The organism is Mycobacterium sp. IDUB_39 (assembly GCF_055419205.1).
On sequence record NZ_JBVAXF010000002.1, the window covers coordinates 1,170,185 to 1,185,304 of the forward strand.

Annotated in this window: 13 protein-coding genes and 1 tRNA gene; 10 read left to right on the top strand and 4 right to left on the bottom strand. The window is 67.2% G+C overall.

Annotation, left to right across the window (positions count from 1 at the left end):
* Position 1: 1 nt before the first annotated feature.
* A complete protein-coding gene (locus ACZY0X_RS11735) occupies positions 2–841 on the bottom strand; it encodes a thioesterase family protein (protein ID WP_463770469.1) in 840 nt (279 codons plus the stop codon).
* Between the two features lie 78 nt (positions 842–919).
* Positions 920–992, bottom strand: a tRNA-Arg gene (locus tag ACZY0X_RS11740).
* A gap of 149 nt (positions 993–1,141) precedes the next feature.
* On the opposite strand from ACZY0X_RS11740, the gene argS reads away from it, so the two are divergent.
* The 6 genes from argS to rho all read left to right on the top strand — a co-directional run bounded on the left by argS (position 1,142) and on the right by rho (position 10,021).
* The gene (argS, locus tag ACZY0X_RS11745) at positions 1,142–2,794 is read left to right on the top strand and encodes an arginine--tRNA ligase (RefSeq protein WP_463770471.1); all 1,653 of its coding nucleotides are present in this window, start codon (positions 1,142–1,144) and stop codon (positions 2,792–2,794) included.
* 80 nt (positions 2,795–2,874) lie between these two features.
* Positions 2,875–4,215 (top strand): diaminopimelate decarboxylase, encoded by a 1,341-nt coding sequence (gene lysA / locus ACZY0X_RS11750; RefSeq protein WP_463770649.1) that lies wholly within the window; start codon positions 2,875–2,877, stop codon positions 4,213–4,215.
* Positions 4,212–5,528: a homoserine dehydrogenase gene (locus ACZY0X_RS11755; RefSeq protein WP_463770473.1), complete on the top strand. Its 1,317-nt coding sequence runs from the start codon at positions 4,212–4,214 to the stop codon at positions 5,526–5,528. Before lysA ends, ACZY0X_RS11755 begins: the two co-directional genes overlap by 4 nt.
* The gene (gene thrC, locus ACZY0X_RS11760; RefSeq protein WP_463770475.1) at positions 5,525–6,595 is read left to right on the top strand and encodes a threonine synthase; all 1,071 of its coding nucleotides are present in this window, start codon (positions 5,525–5,527) and stop codon (positions 6,593–6,595) included. Before ACZY0X_RS11755 ends, thrC begins: the two co-directional genes overlap by 4 nt.
* Positions 6,596–6,610: 15 nt before the next feature.
* Positions 6,611–7,555 carry a homoserine kinase gene (gene thrB, locus ACZY0X_RS11765; protein WP_463770477.1) on the top strand — a complete coding sequence of 315 codons (945 nt, stop codon included), beginning with the start codon at positions 6,611–6,613 and terminating at the stop codon, positions 7,553–7,555.
* Between the two features lie 300 nt (positions 7,556–7,855).
* Positions 7,856–10,021: a transcription termination factor Rho gene (gene rho, locus ACZY0X_RS11770; RefSeq protein ID WP_463770479.1), complete on the top strand. Its 2,166-nt coding sequence runs from the start codon at positions 7,856–7,858 to the stop codon at positions 10,019–10,021.
* A 67-nt stretch (positions 10,022–10,088) separates the two neighbouring features.
* Here rho and ACZY0X_RS11775 read toward each other — a convergent pair whose 3' ends face one another.
* A complete protein-coding gene (locus ACZY0X_RS11775; RefSeq protein ID WP_463770481.1) occupies positions 10,089–10,697 on the bottom strand; it encodes a TetR/AcrR family transcriptional regulator in 609 nt (202 codons plus the stop codon).
* A gap of 138 nt (positions 10,698–10,835) precedes the next feature.
* On the opposite strand from ACZY0X_RS11775, the gene fadD1 reads away from it, so the two are divergent.
* The gene (gene fadD1, locus ACZY0X_RS11780; RefSeq protein ID WP_463770483.1) at positions 10,836–12,434 is read left to right on the top strand and encodes a fatty-acid--CoA ligase FadD1; all 1,599 of its coding nucleotides are present in this window, start codon (positions 10,836–10,838) and stop codon (positions 12,432–12,434) included.
* Here fadD1 and ACZY0X_RS11785 read toward each other — a convergent pair.
* Positions 12,415–12,849 carry a MarR family winged helix-turn-helix transcriptional regulator gene (locus tag ACZY0X_RS11785; protein WP_463770485.1) on the bottom strand — a complete coding sequence of 145 codons (435 nt, stop codon included), beginning with the start codon at positions 12,847–12,849 and terminating at the stop codon, positions 12,415–12,417. The genes fadD1 and ACZY0X_RS11785 overlap by 20 nt on opposite strands.
* A gap of 69 nt (positions 12,850–12,918) precedes the next feature.
* Here ACZY0X_RS11785 and ACZY0X_RS11790 point away from each other — a divergent pair, with 69 nt between their 5' ends.
* From ACZY0X_RS11790 to prfA, 3 genes are all read left to right on the top strand, one after another.
* Positions 12,919–13,551 carry a maleylpyruvate isomerase family mycothiol-dependent enzyme gene (locus ACZY0X_RS11790; RefSeq protein ID WP_463770487.1) on the top strand — a complete coding sequence of 211 codons (633 nt, stop codon included), beginning with the start codon at positions 12,919–12,921 and terminating at the stop codon, positions 13,549–13,551.
* Positions 13,552–13,705: 154 nt separating this feature from the next.
* Complete coding sequence (gene rpmE / locus ACZY0X_RS11795) at positions 13,706–13,963, top strand: 50S ribosomal protein L31 (RefSeq protein ID WP_463770489.1); 258 nt, start codon at positions 13,706–13,708, stop codon at positions 13,961–13,963.
* Between the two features lie 76 nt (positions 13,964–14,039).
* A complete protein-coding gene (prfA, locus tag ACZY0X_RS11800) occupies positions 14,040–15,113 on the top strand; it encodes a peptide chain release factor 1 (protein ID WP_463770491.1) in 1,074 nt (357 codons plus the stop codon).
* The last annotated feature ends 7 nt before the right edge of the window (positions 15,114–15,120 follow it).

Consider the following 15,120-nt stretch of genomic DNA (forward strand, 5'->3'; position numbering starts at 1 on the left):
GTCAGCTCAGACCGATATGCGACGGCGGTCGGAACGCATCGGCGGGTTGACCAAGTGCTACGGCGATACTGCTGCCGATCGGGCCGTGTTCATCGAACAGGGTCGCCGCACCCGAGGCGATGCCCGCGTCGCCGTGGTGGGCCTGCGCGGCCAGCCCGATGTGGTCACCGATCGGCAATCGGCTCAGCGATATCGTGAAGTCGGCGTTGATGTAGCGCAGACCCCCTGTGCCCCAATGGGTCAACGCGCTGGTGACATCGCCGGCCAGGGCGACCCGCGTGAACGGCGTCATCTCCACGTCCGCGATCAGCGGCCGGACCTCGCGCACCCAGGCGAACTTCTGGAAGCCCTCCTGCTCCCACTCGACAGATGTCCCGCCCAGTGTCCCCACGGCACCGGTGCTGCCGTACGCCCACAGCAGGAACGGCATGGTGGGCTCGGGGGCCACAGAGTCGTCGGGCAACGGTGGCATGGTCACCGGCTGCGACCACACCTGACCTTCGGGGTGCTCGCTGCGGCGCAGCAACACCGCACTCGCCCGTGACACCACGTTGTCGCGTTGCAGAATCTCCGCGTCGACGACTTTGATGCGTTTGCCCTCGCGGCGGACGGTCGTGCGGATCTGGACGGGCTCCATGAACGTGGGACGCAGCAGGTCCACTGTCAGCCGGGCGGGTTGCAGCTGCGCGTCCGCCTGCTCGCGCTCGATGGCCCAGCCCAACAGGCCGCCGACGATATGACCGCTGACGGTGGCACCCCACGGACCCTGGGCCATCGGGCCCGGGACGAAACGGTCTCCGTCGACGATGAAGAAGGGTTCCGGTTCGTCGGCAGTGCTCATTGGGCTCACGATAGGCGAGCGCGACCGAGCGGTCGGATTCGACCGCATTGGCTGGTGACAGCCAATTTCTGAGGTGGGTGCCCCCGGCAGGAATCGAACCTGCGGCCTTCTGCTCCGGAGGCAGACGCTCTATCCCCTGAGCTACGGGGGCGCAAGCAACATGTGCTGCGCCGGTTGGGCCTCGATAGCCTAACGCATCGCCCGGGCCACATTCACGTCCCTGCCACCGGCCCGGCCAGCGACCCGTCGACCGGAAACCGATTCGGGACGTGAGCACCCCAGACCATAGGATGGTCCCTCGTGACCCCCGCCGATCTGGCCGAGCTGCTCAAGACCACTGCCGCGGCCGTTCTGGCCGAGCGCGGCCTCGATGCCGCCGCCCTGCCGGCGACCGTGACGGTGGAGCGTCCACGCAACCCCGAGCACGGCGACTACGCCACCAACCTGGCGCTGCAGCTGGGCAAGAAGGTCGGCACCAACCCCCGTGAGTTCGCCGGGTGGCTGGCCACCGCGCTCGCCGACGCCGAGGGCATCGCGGGTGCCGACGTCGCGGGCCCCGGATTCGTCAACTTGCGGATCGAGGCGTCCGCGCAGGGCGTCGTCGTCGCCAACGTCATCGAGGCGGGCGCCACCTACGGCCACTCCGCAGATCTCGCCGGGAAGCGGGTCAACCTCGAGTTCGTCTCGGCCAATCCGACCGGTCCGATTCACATCGGTGGCACCCGCTGGGCCGCGGTCGGTGACGCGCTGGGCCGGCTGCTGAGCACGCAGGGCGCAGAGGTGGTCCGCGAGTACTACTTCAACGACCACGGCGCTCAGATCGACCGCTTCACCAACTCGCTGATCGCCGCCGCCAAGGGCGAGCCGACACCCGAGGACGGCTACGCGGGCGCCTACATCGGTGACATCGCCGCCCAGGTTCTCGCGAAGGCGCCCGATGCGCTCAGCCAGTCGGATGAGCAGCAGCGCGAGACCTTCCGTGAAATCGGCGTCGACCTGATGTTCACCCACATCAAGGAGTCGCTGCACGAGTTCGGCACCGACTTCGACGTCTACACCCACGAAGACTCGATGCATACGTCCGGCCGCGTCGATCAGGCCATCGCCAAGCTGCGGGAGACCGGCAGCATCTACGAGAAGGACGGTGCGACGTGGTTGCGCACCACCGACTTCGGTGACGACAAGGACCGTGTCGTCATCAAGAGTGATGGTCAACCCGCCTACATCGCAGGCGATCTCGCGTACTTCCTGGACAAGCGCCAACGTGGATTCGACCTGTGCATCTACATGCTGGGCGCCGACCACCACGGCTACATCGCGCGGCTGAAGGCGGCCGCGGCGGCACTGGGCGATGACCCCGACACCGTCGAGGTGCTCATCGGGCAGATGGTCAACCTGGTGCGCGACGGCCAGCCGCTGCGGATGAGCAAGCGGGCAGGCACCGTCATCACGCTCGACGACTTGGTCGAGGCCATCGGCGTGGACGCCGCGCGGTATGTGCTCATTCGCAGCTCGGTCGACAGCCCCATCGACATCGACCTGGCGCTGTGGTCCAGCGCGTCGAGTGAGAACCCGGTCTACTACGTGCAGTACGCGCACGCCCGGCTCTCGGCGCTGGCGCGCAGCGCCGTCGAACTCGGCCTCTCGCCAGCCACCTCGCACCTGGATCTGCTCGATCACGACCGCGAGGGCACGCTGATGCGGACCATCGGTGAGTTTCCCCGAGTGCTGAACACCGCTGTGTCCCTTCGTGAACCGCATCGGGTGTGCCGCTACCTGGAAGACCTGGCCGGTGACTACCACCGGTTCTACGATTCCTGCCGGGTACTGCCGCAGGGAGACGAAGAGCCCGGCGATCTGCACGCCGCGCGGCTGGCCCTGTGCGCGGCGACGCGACAGGTCATCGCCAACGGCCTGCAGATCCTGGGCGTGAGCGCACCGGAGCGTATGTGATGGCACATCCAGCTGGACCGCGGCACGCGGAGGACAAGCACCACGGCGGTGCCCCCGCGCGGCCGGTGTCGGTCACCGAGATGCTGACGATCGCCCCGCACGTGTGGCCGCGCAATGCTGTTCGCGGCGCCAACGGAGAGGTGTCCATCGCGGGAGTGCCGGTCAGCACCTTGGCCGCCGACTACGGCACGCCGCTCTTCGTCATCGATGAGGCTGACTTCCGCAGCCGTTGCCGGGACATCGCCGCGGCCTTCGGCGGCGGCGAGCACGTGCGCTACGCCGCCAAGGCGTTCCTGTGCTCCGAGATCGCTCGCTGGGTCGACGAGGAAGGCCTGTCGCTCGACGTCGCCACTGGCGGCGAACTCGCTGTGGCACTGCACGCGGGATTCCCGCCGGACCGGATTGCGTTGCACGGCAACAACAAGTCGGTCGCCGAACTCACCACCGCGGTGAAGGTCGGCGTCGAACACGTCGTGCTGGACTCCGTCACCGAGATCGAGCGGCTCGACGCGATCGCCGGCGAGGCGGGCATCGTCCAGGATGTCCTGGTGCGCGTCACCGTCGGCGTCGAGGCGCACACCCACGAGTTCATCTCGACCGCGCACGAGGACCAGAAGTTCGGACTCTCGTTGGCCAGTGGCGCCGCGATGGACGCCGTCCGAATGGTCTTCGCCACCGAGAACCTGCGTCTCGTCGGCCTGCACAGCCACATCGGTTCGCAGATCTTCGACGTCGCCGGTTTCGAGATCGCCGCCCACCGGGTGATCGGCCTGCTGAAGGACGTGGTCGCCGAGTTCGGTGTCGAGAAGACCGCGCAGATGTCGATCGTCGACCTCGGCGGTGGCCTGGGTATCTCGTATCTGCCACAGGACGATCCGCCGCCGATGTCCGAACTCGCCTCGAAGCTCTGGGCGATCGTTCGCAGCGAGTCCGCGGCCGTGGGACTGCCAACGCCGCAGCTCGTCGTGGAACCGGGCCGCGCCATCGCGGGCCCCGGCACCATCACGCTCTACGAGGTGGGCACCGTCAAGGACGTCGCGATCAGCGCCACGGCGCACCGTCGCTACGTCAGCGTCGACGGCGGCATGAGCGACAACATCCGTACCTCGCTGTACGACGCCGAGTATGACGCCCGGTTGGTGTCTCGCCTAAGCGATGCGCCGCCGACGCTGGCCCGCATCGTCGGAAAGCACTGCGAGAGTGGCGACATCATCGTTCGCGACACCTGGGTGTCCGACGACATCACCCCTGGCGACCTTGTCGGGGTCGCCGCCACCGGCGCGTACTGCTACTCGATGTCCAGCCGGTACAACATGCTCGGACGGCCCGCTGTCGTGGCCGTGCGGGACGGCGTCGCACGGCTCATCCTGCGGCGCGAGACCACCGACGATCTGCTGAGCCTGGAGGTAACGAACAAGTGAGCAAATCCATTGGCGTGGCAGTCCTCGGACTGGGCAACGTCGGCAGTGAAGTGGTGCGGATCATCGAGGACAGCGCGGCGGATCTCGCCGCGCGCATCGGAGCGCCACTGGAACTGCGCGGTATCGGAGTGCGACGGGTGGCCGCCGACCGCGGCGTGCCCGTCGAGATGCTCACCGACGATATCGACGCACTGGTGTCACGCGATGACGTCGACATCGTGGTGGAGCTGATGGGACCGGTCGAACCGGCTCGCAAGGCCATCCTCACCGCGCTCGAGCACGGCAAGTCGGTCGTCACCGCCAACAAGGCACTGATGGCCCAGTCCACGGGCGAACTGGCCCAGGCCGCCGAGAACGCCAGGGTGGACCTGTACTTCGAGGCCGCGGTCGCGGGCGCCATCCCCGTGATCCGCCCGCTCACGCAGTCGCTCGCCGGTGACACGGTGCTGCGGGTGGCCGGAATCGTCAACGGCACCACCAACTACATCCTCTCGGCGATGAACGACACCGGTGCCGATTACGCGTCCGCGCTTGCCGACGCCAGTGCGCTCGGTTACGCCGAGGCCGACCCGACCGCCGACGTCGAGGGCTACGACGCCGCGGCCAAGGCCGCGATCCTTGCGTCCATCGCTTTCCACACTCGGGTCACCGCCGATGACGTGTACCGCGAGGGCATCACGAAGGTCTCCGCCGAGGACTTCGAGTCCGCCAAGGCGCTCGGCTGCAACATCAAGCTGCTCGCCATCTGCGAGCGGATCACCACCGGCAAGGGCAAGCAACGGGTTTCGGCCCGGGTCTACCCCGCGCTGGTGCCGTTGGACCATCCGCTGGCCACGGTCAATGGCGCGTTCAATGCCGTGGTGGTCGAGGCGGAGGCGGCCGGTCGGCTCATGTTCTACGGCCAGGGTGCCGGCGGTGCGCCCACGGCCTCGGCAGTGATGGGCGACCTGGTGATGGCTGCCCGCAACAGAGTGCAGGGTGGTCGTGGACCGCGGGAGTCCAAGTACGCCAAGCTGCCGATCGCATCCATCGGCGTGATCCCCACTCGCTACTACGTGAACATGAACGTCAAGGACCGTCCCGGCGTGCTGTCGGCTGTGGCAGCGGAATTCAGCAAGCGCGAGGTCAGCATTGCCGAGGTGCGCCAGGAGGGCATCGGCGACGAGGGCGGTGGCCCGACGGGCGCCCGCATCGTTGTCGTCACCCACCAGGCGACCGACGCAGCGCTGTCGGAGACAGTTGCGGCGCTGGCCGATCTCGACGTCGTGCAGACCATCAACAGCGTGCTTCGCATGGAAGGAACAACCGCATGAGTGCCGTGCACACACCGTGGCCCGGCCTGATCGCCGCGTACCGCGACCGGCTGCCCGTCGCCGACGACTGGACGCCCATCACGCTGCTGGAGGGCGGCACGCCGCTGATCCACGCCAAGCGCCTGTCCGAACAGACCGGCTGCACAGTGCATTTGAAGGTCGAGGGGCTCAACCCCACCGGCTCGTTCAAAGACCGCGGCATGACGATGGCGGTCACCGACGCGCTCGCGCGCGGGCAGAAGGCCGTGCTGTGTGCCTCCACCGGTAACACCTCGGCATCGGCAGCCGCATACGCCGCGCGGGCGGGCATCACGTGTGCCGTGCTCATTCCGCAGGGCAAGATCGCGATGGGCAAGCTCGCGCAGGCCGTCATGCACGGCGCCAAGATCATCCAGATCGACGGCAACTTCGATGACTGTCTGGAACTGGCCCGCAAGATGACCGCGGACTTCCCGACCATCGCACTGGTCAACTCGGTCAACCCGGTCCGCATCGAGGGACAGAAGACCGCCGCCTTCGAGATCGTCGACGCGCTCGGCACGGCTCCCGACGTACACGCCCTGCCCGTCGGCAACGCGGGCAACATCACCGCGTACTGGAGGGGCTACTCGGAGTACCACCGCGACGGACTGTCCGACCGGCTGCCGCGGATGCTCGGCACACAGGCGGCGGGCGCGGCACCACTGGTGTACGGCGCGCCGGTGAGTAACCCCGAGACCATCGCCACGGCCATCCGGATCGGCTCGCCCGCGTCATGGAACTCCGCGGTCGAGGCCCAGCAGCAGTCCAACGGTCGGTTCCTGGCGGCCACGGACGAGGAGATCCTCGCTGCCTACCACCTGGTGGCACGCACCGAGGGTGTGTTCGTCGAACCGGCGTCGGCGGCCAGCATCGCGGGCCTGCTGAAGTCGGTTGAGGATGGCTGGGTCAAGCCCGGCTCCACCGTTGTCTGCACCGTCACGGGCAACGGCCTCAAGGATCCCGACACCGCGCTCAAGGGCATGCCCGACGTGACGGCGGTCCCCGTCGATCCGGTCGCCGTGGTCGAGCAACTCGGTCTGGCCTAGCAGCGGGGAATCTCAGTGACACAGATCCTTCCTGCTGGCCTGTCGGCGAATTCCGTGGTGGCCGCATCGAGTGCCAACCTCGGTCCCGGGTTTGACAGTCTCGGTCTGGCTTTGAGTCTTTACGACGAGATCGATGTCGAGACAATCGAATCCGGCCTGATCGTCGAGGTTGAGGGGGAGGGTGCCGGTCAGGTGCCCCTGGATTCGTCGCATCTCGTGGTTCGCGCCATCGAGCGCGGCCTGCAGGCCGGTGGTGTGAGCGTGACTGGTCTGAAAGTCCGCTGCCGCAACGACATTCCCCACTCGCGTGGCCTCGGCTCGTCAGCTGCTGCCGTGGTCGGTGGCCTGGCCGTCGCCAATGGGCTAGTGGCGCAGTCTGATTCGACGCCGCTGACTGCGGTTGAGCTGATTCAGCTGTCCTCTGAGTTCGAAGGACACCCGGACAATGCCGCTGCCGCCGTCCTGGGCGGGGCCGTGGTGTCCTGGACCGATACCGACGGCTCGGCGCCTCGGTATGCCGCGGCTCCGCTGCGGGTGCACCCCGACATCAGGCTCTTCTCGATAATTCCCCAGGTCCGCTCGTCGACCGCCGAAACCAGGGTCCTGCTGCCCGAGAATGTCAGCCACGCCGACGCGAGCTTCAATGTGAGCCGTGTCGCGCTGCTCGTTGTGGCGCTGACCGAGCGCCCCGATCTGCTGTTGGAGGCCACGGCGGACCGCCTGCACCAGCCTGCGCGGGCCGCGGCGATGCCCCCGTCCGCGGAATACATCGCGATCCTTCGGCGTTATGGCATTGCAGCGGTGCTATCCGGGGCAGGACCTGCGGTTATCGCACTCTTAACGGAGTCTGAACTTCCGTCGGAGGCCCTCGAATACGGCGCCGCGAACGGGTTCACCGTTACGGAGATGTCAGTCGGTCAGGGTGTCCGTTGGACATCCGGTGTGGCGATCAATCGTTGACATGGCGCCACGGTCGAGTTGACAGGAGTCACACGCGAATCAGTGGCGATTCTTGCGTCCCACTGCAATGCGGGTTATTCTCGCTTTCGTCCAGCAATCGCAGCGGCTCTGCCTGCGTCGACACTAGGACGACCACTCTTCTCCTTTGGTTTCAACCCGTGTACTGACGATTTCCCGCGATGCGGGGAGTCCAGGCGATCACCGTTGCAAAGGCGATGGTAGAACCTCGACATTCAGCGTTTTGGCTGGATGCGAAGAACCCTCGCAGACTCAGATCAGCGAGGGAAGGAAAGGAAATCCGTGACTGATACGGACCTCTTCACGGCCGGTGGCAGCGACAACGTCGCATTGCCCGAGACCGTGGTCTCACAAGCCCCCGAGCCTGCTTCGGCCCCTGCGCCGAAGTCCGCTCCCTCGGAGGCATCCGCGGCGGCGGCACCGCCCGCGGCGAGCGCGCCGTCGACCAGTGGTCGTACGGGCGCGCTGACTTCGATGGTGCTTCCTGATCTGCGCGCGATGGCCAATGAGCTGGGCGTCAAGGGTTCGTCGGGGATGCGTAAGGGTGAACTGATTGCAGCGATCCGCGAGCACCGCGGCGACAGCAATGGGCGCACCAAGGAGGCGAAAGCCACCGAGCAGCCGGTCGAGCCGGCCAAGGACCAGGCCGGTGCAGACGCTGGCACCGACGCGCCCGCCGAGCAGGCGGCCCCGCCGCGGCGCGAGCGTCGTGGCTCATCGCGTCGTACCGGTGCTCCCGCCGCTGAGGCAGCTGCCGCCGAGGTTGTGGCCACCGAGTCTGACACCCCCGAGCCCAAGTCCGAGCCCAAGGCGGAAGCGCAGTCCGAGCCCAAGGTGCAGGACAAGCGCGAGGCCAAGTCGGAGGACAAGGCCGAGGTCACAGCTGAGGCCAAGTCCGCGACCAAGGACGAGAACAAGGCTGATGGCTCTGCCCAGTCCGCGACCGGCGCAGAGGGCAACGAGTCGCGCCGCGGTCAGGGCAACCGTGAGGACCAGGGCGACCGGAACTCCGGAAACACCGGCGGCAACCGCGGCAACCGCGGCAACGATGGCGGCAACCGGCGCAACAACAGCAACAACAACGACAACAACGATGACGGCGGCAACCGGCGCAACAACGACTCCGGCAACCGCGGCAATAACACCAACGATGACGACGATGACGGCGAAGGCCGCCAGGGTCGGCGGGGTCGCAGGTTCCGGGATCGCAAGCGCCGCGGCGAGCGTGGTGGCGGCGAAGGCGGCGGTGGCGACCGCGAGACCGAGCTGCGCGAGGACGACGTCGTCCAGCCGGTTGCCGGCATCCTCGACGTCCTCGACAACTACGCGTTCGTGCGTACCTCGGGCTACCTGGCCGGGCCGAACGACGTGTACGTGTCGATGAACATGGTCCGCAAGAACGGCCTGCGTCGCGGTGACGCGGTCACCGGTGCGGTCCGGGTGCCCCGCGAGAGTGAGAGCAACAGCACCGACCGCGGAAGCCAGAACCCGCGGCAGAAGTTCAACCCGTTGGTCCGGCTGGACACCATCAACGGCGGACCGGTTGAGAATGCGCGCAACCGTCCCGACTTCAACAAGCTGACGCCGCTGTACCCGAACCAGCGCCTGCGTCTGGAGACCACGCCCGAGAAGCTGACGACTCGCGTGATCGACCTGATCATGCCGATCGGCAAGGGCCAGCGCGCACTGATCGTGTCACCGCCCAAGGCCGGTAAGACGACGATCATGCAGGACATCGCCAACGCGATCACCGTGAACAACCCCGAGTGCCACCTCATGGTGGTGCTGGTCGACGAGCGACCTGAAGAGGTCACCGACATGCAGCGTTCGGTGAAGGGTGAGGTCATCGCCTCGACCTTCGACCGCCCGCCGTCAGACCACACACAGGCGGCCGAACTGGCCATCGAGCGCGCCAAGCGCCTGGTGGAGCAGGGCAAGGACGTCGTCGTGCTGTTGGACTCGATCACCCGTCTCGGTCGCGCGTACAACAACGCGTCGCCGGCCTCGGGCCGCATCCTGTCCGGTGGTGTGGACTCCACCGCGCTGTACCCGCCCAAGCGGTTCCTCGGCGCGGCCCGCAACATCGAGTTCGGTGGATCGCTGACGATCATCGCCACCGCGATGGTCGAGACCGGCTCCACCGGTGACACCGTGATCTTCGAGGAGTTCAAGGGCACCGGCAACGCCGAACTCAAGCTCGATCGCAAGATCTCCGAGCGTCGCGTGTTCCCGGCGGTCGACGTCAACCCCTCGGGTACCCGCAAGGACGAGTTGCTGCTCTCCGCCGATGAATTCGGTGTTGTGCACAAGCTGCGTAGGGTGCTCTCCGGGCTGGACAGCCATCAGGCCATCGACCTGCTGATGAGCCAGCTGCGGAAGACGAAGACCAACTACGAGTTCCTGGTGCAGGTCTCCAAGACCACACCGGCGAACATGGACAACGACTGACCAGTACGCGCTAGACGTAAATCCCCTGATTCCTCGCGAATCAGGGGATTTTGCGTTGTTCGGCCAGTTAGGCCTCGGGGTCGGCCCGCAGCCCCGGTAGTACGTAGCGGCGGACGTGCGTCAGCACCGCGGCGGGATCGCTTGCGTCGAAGTGCAGTCCTGGCACGGTGGTCAGCGACAGGATGGCGCGCGCGACCCACTCGGCGGCCTCGTCGACCAAGACGTCGGGATGGACCTCGCCGGCGTCACGCGCCGCCACCAGGTAGGGCTTCCAGAACTCGGCGAGATCGGGCACCAGCCCGTGCACGCCAGCGCCCGCGCAGGCCGTGAACTCCTCGGGTTCTGAGACCCGCAGCTTCATCAGCAGTGTGCCCGGATCGTCGTAGGCGGTGCGGGCGTGGCTGATTCCCGCCGCGATGCGCTGGTCGAGGCCCTCGATCTGCTCGAGCATCGCATGCGACTCGGACCAGTACGCGTCGTTGAGGCGGACCAGCGCGGCGCCGAGCAGCGTCATCTTGTCCGGGAAGTGGCGGTAGAGCCACCCCCGTGAGACGCCGGCGACCTCGGCGACCTCGGACACCGTCGTCGACCGAATGCCCTTGGCGCGCAGACATGTCTCGGCCGCGTCGATCAATCTCTCGCGGACACTGGTGGCCGAAGACGTCGTGCTGGTCAACTGCGACTCCTGGTCATTTGGCAGCGGGGGATGCTTAACGGATGCATTCTGCCAATGGCCCAGACGGTACCGTGTGAGCACCCGAAGGTGGTAGACACTTTTATGATTCTGTTCACTAGTCGATAGGGGCGCCTGGGGATGACCGACACGTTGCAGCAGTTGCTTCGCACGCGCGCCGACGCAGACACGACGGCAGTCAAGTACGGCGACCGCAGCTGGACGTGGCGCGAACACCTCAGTGCGGCATCTGCGCAGGCGGCAGCATTGATCGACGCTGCCGACCTGACGCGGCCCATGCACGTCGGGGTCCTGATGGGCAACACGCCGGACATGCTCACCGCCCTGGCCGCGGCGGGCCTGGGGGGATACGTGCTCTGTGGCCTCAACACCACCCGCCGCGGTGAAGGCCTGGCCCGCGACATCGCCCGGGTGGGCTGCCAGGTCGTGCTCACCGACGCAGAGCACCGGCATCTCCTCGACGACGTCGAGATGCCCGACGTCACGCTCATCGACGTGTCGACCCCGGCATGGGACGACGCGGTCGCGTCCGCGCCGGCCCTGGTACCGCATCGCGAGGTCACGGCCGACGACACGTTCATGATGATCTTCACCTCGGGCACTAGTGGCGAGCCCAAGGCCGTTCAGGTGGCGCATTCCATCGTGCTGTTCTCCGCCGCCGCGCTGGTGCAGCGTTACGGACTGACTGAGGCTGACACCTGCTACCTGGCCATGCCGCTGTTCCACTCGAACGGGGTGTACGCGGGGTGGGGCGTTGCGCTCAGTTCGGGCGCGGCCATGGCTCCGGCACGGTTCTCCGCATCCGGGTTCCTCCCGGACATCCGCCGCTACGGCGCGACGTACATGAACTACGTCGGCAAGCCGCTGGCCTACGTCCTGGCCACCGCTGAGCAACCCGACGATCATGACAACACCCTGCGGGTGGCGTTCGGCAACGAGGCCGCCGACCGTGACATCGACGAGTTCAGCCGACGGTTCGGCTGCAGCGTGTGGGACGGCTTCGGCTCGACGGAACTGGCGATCATCATCACCCGCTCCGAGGGCACACCGGCCGGCAGTGTCGGCCAGGGCTTCCCGGGAGTGGCGATCTACAACCCGGAGACCGTTGAGGAGTGCCCGGTCGCAGAATTTGATGACACCGGAGCCCTGATCAACGCCGAGGCCGCCACCGGTGAGCTGGTGAACACCAACGGCAGCGGGATGTTCCGCGGCTACCACAACGACCAGGGCGCCACCGATGAACGGCTGCGGCATGGCATGTACTGGTCGGGCGATCTGGCCTACCGCGATGCCGATGGTTGGATCTACCTGGCCGGCCGTACCGCGGACTGGATGCGGGTTGACGGGGAGAACATCACCGCCGCGCCGATTGAACGAATCCTGTTGCGGCAGCCGGTGATCAGCAGGGTGGCGGTCTATCCGGTGCCAGACGAGTTCGTCGGCGACCAGGTGATGGCGGCCATCGTGCTGCGCGACGGCGCTGAGCTGGAGCCGGGGGAGTTCGCCGAGTTCCTCGCTGCCCAGCGCGACCTGTCGCCCAAGTCCTGTCCGCGGTACGTCTGGGTCGCCGACGATCTGCCCAGCACGGCGACCAACAAGATCCTCAAGCGGGAACTGGTCGCGCTCGGTACCGAGCCCGCCGGCCGTGTGCTCTGGATGCGCGACGGCAAGACCTTCCATGCGCTTGGTGAGCCGGCGGTCACTGGAACGGATCGGTGACTTCCCGCAGCGACATCAGCATGTCCCGGAGGTGTCCGTAGGCCTCCGGCCCGACATGGGAACGCCACTCGGCCTCAACCTTTGCGACTTCTGCCGCCGCCGCGGCGCGGAGCCTTTCGCCTCTGGCACTGAGCATGACCAGGCGGGCCCTGGCGTCGGCAGGATCGGGCCTGCGCACCACGTAGCCGCTGCGTTCGAGATCTTGCATCAGGGCGCCAGCGGTCTGCTTGGTCACTCCTGCCTGCTCGGCGAGGTCGGTGATCCTGATTCCGTCCGAACCCACCCGCTGCGCGATGCGACACTGCGCCACCGTCAGGTCGTCGAACCCCGCCTCTTGGAGCGCCTCCATGATCTGGGCCTCGGCGGCGCGATGCGCGATAAACAGCAGCGATGCGGTGCTGGGCGGGTCGGTCACACCGTTGACTTTAGTACGGATCCCTGTCTATATTTCGTCAGGAAACCTTACTAATCGGGGGAGGGCGGTATGGACACCGACGAAGCGTGGCGCCACATCGATCAGCAGCGAGCCGACCTCGCCGACTTCCTCGAGACGCTCAGCGCTGACGAATGGTCGACGCCGTCACTGTGCGCCGGCTGGAGTGTCCGGGACGTCGCCGTGCACGTCACCCACTCCGCGGAGAGTTGGTCGCGGATGGCGTGGCAGGTCGTGCGCTCGGGATTCCGCTTCAACGAGACGGTGGCTCGAGCGGCCCGTGAGGACGCCAGTACGCCGCGGGAGGTCGTCGCGACGCTCCGAGGGATGGTTGGCGGCCGACGACGGCCACCGGGCACCGCCGTCGTCGACCCGCTGATGGATGTCCTGGTGCACGGTCAGGACATCGCCCGCCCGCTCGGGCGCGCCAGGTCCATGCCGACAGATGCCGCTCTGGTCGCCGGCGAGCGGGTGTGGACGATGGGGTTCCCGTTCCACGCGAGGAAGCGCTTTCGCGGGCTGGCGTTCACCGCCGTTGACGCGCCGTTCGCCGTCGGTGTGGGGCAGGCCGTGTCCGGTCCCATAAGCGACATCCTGCTGGTGCTGGCGGGGAGGTCCGCGGGTCTGGCGGGGTTGTCCGGTGACACCGCAGCTGTCGCCCGGGCGCTCGACGGCGGCCGCTGATCGGGCAGGAATAGCCGCCGGTGGGCCAGCGTTTATGACTCTGACGGCTGACCTGGCATAATGGGCCGTCGCCCCTCGGTTCCGGTTCACGTCTGATGACCAACAGGTCAGAACCTCAGGCGACCCGGCGACCAACGATCACAGAGGACCAGAGATGAAATCGGGTATTCACCCCAATTACGTAGAGACCACCGTGGTTTGTGGCTGTGGTAACAGCTTCCAGACCCGTAGCACCAAGGAGAGCGGCCACATCGTGGTCGAGGTCTGCTCCCAGTGCCACCCCTTCTACACCGGCAAGCAGAAGATCCTCGACAGCGGTGGCCGCGTGGCGCGCTTCGAGAAGCGCTACGGCAAGCGCCCCGGGGCGACTGCAGATGCGACCGCCGGCGAGACGGCCGCGTCCGACAACTAGCTGCATCCCCGGCGCCCGATCTGTCGCATTCGCGTCAGCCCGGGCGCCGGTCTGCGTTTCGGGGAAGGAGGCCAATGTGAGCGACCACGCACCAAGGGTCGAGGCACTGCTGGCTGAACACGGCGACCTCGAGCGTCAGTTGTCTGACCCCGGCTTGCACGCCGACGCGGCAGCAGCCAAGCGGGTCGGCCGCCGGTTCGCCCAGATATCGCCGATCGTCTCGACGTACCGCAAGCTCGAGACGGCTAAGGGCGACCTCGAGGCGGCCCGCGAGTTGGCCGCCGACGACGACTCCTTCGCCGCGGAGATCCCCGATCTCGAGGCCAGCGTCGACGCGCTTGGCACCCAGCTCGCGGACCTGTTGGCGCCGCGCGATCCGCACGACGCCGACGACGTCGTCCTTGAACTGAAGTCGGGCGAGGGCGGCGAGGAGTCCGCATTGTTCGCCGCCGACCTCGCGCGCATGTACATCAGGTACGCCGAGCGGCACGGCTGGACCGTGACGGTGCTCGACGAGAACACCTCCGACCTCGGCGGTTACAAGGACGCGACCCTGACCATCGCCAGCAAGGGCGACTCGGCAGACGGTGTGTGGGCGCGCCTGAAGTTCGAGGGCGGCGTGCATCGCGTCCAGCGAGTCCCCGTCACCGAGTCGCAGGGGCGCGTGCACACGTCGGCCGCCGGAGTCCTCGTGTACCCGGAACCGGAGGACGTGGCCGAGGTTCAGATCGACGAGTCCGATCTCCGCATCGACGTCTACCGCTCCTCGGGCAAGGGCGGCCAGGGCGTCAACACCACCGACTCCGCGGTGCGCATCACCCACCTGCCCACCGGCATCGTCGTGACCTGCCAGAACGAGCGCTCGCAGCTGCAGAACAAGGCGCGCGCCATGGTCGTGCTCGCTGCCCGGCTGCAGGCCCTCGCCGAGGAGCAGGCCCAGGCCGACGCCTCGGCCGACCGGGCCAGCCAGATTCGCACGGTCGACCGCAGCGAGCGGATCCGGACCTACAACTACCCCGAGAACCGGATCGCCGACCACCGGATCAACTTCAAGGCGCACAACCTTGACCAGGTCCTCGACGGCGACCTCGACCCGTTGTTCGACGCGCTCGCCGCCGCCGACAAGCAGGCCAGGCTGCAGCAGGCATGATCTGCCG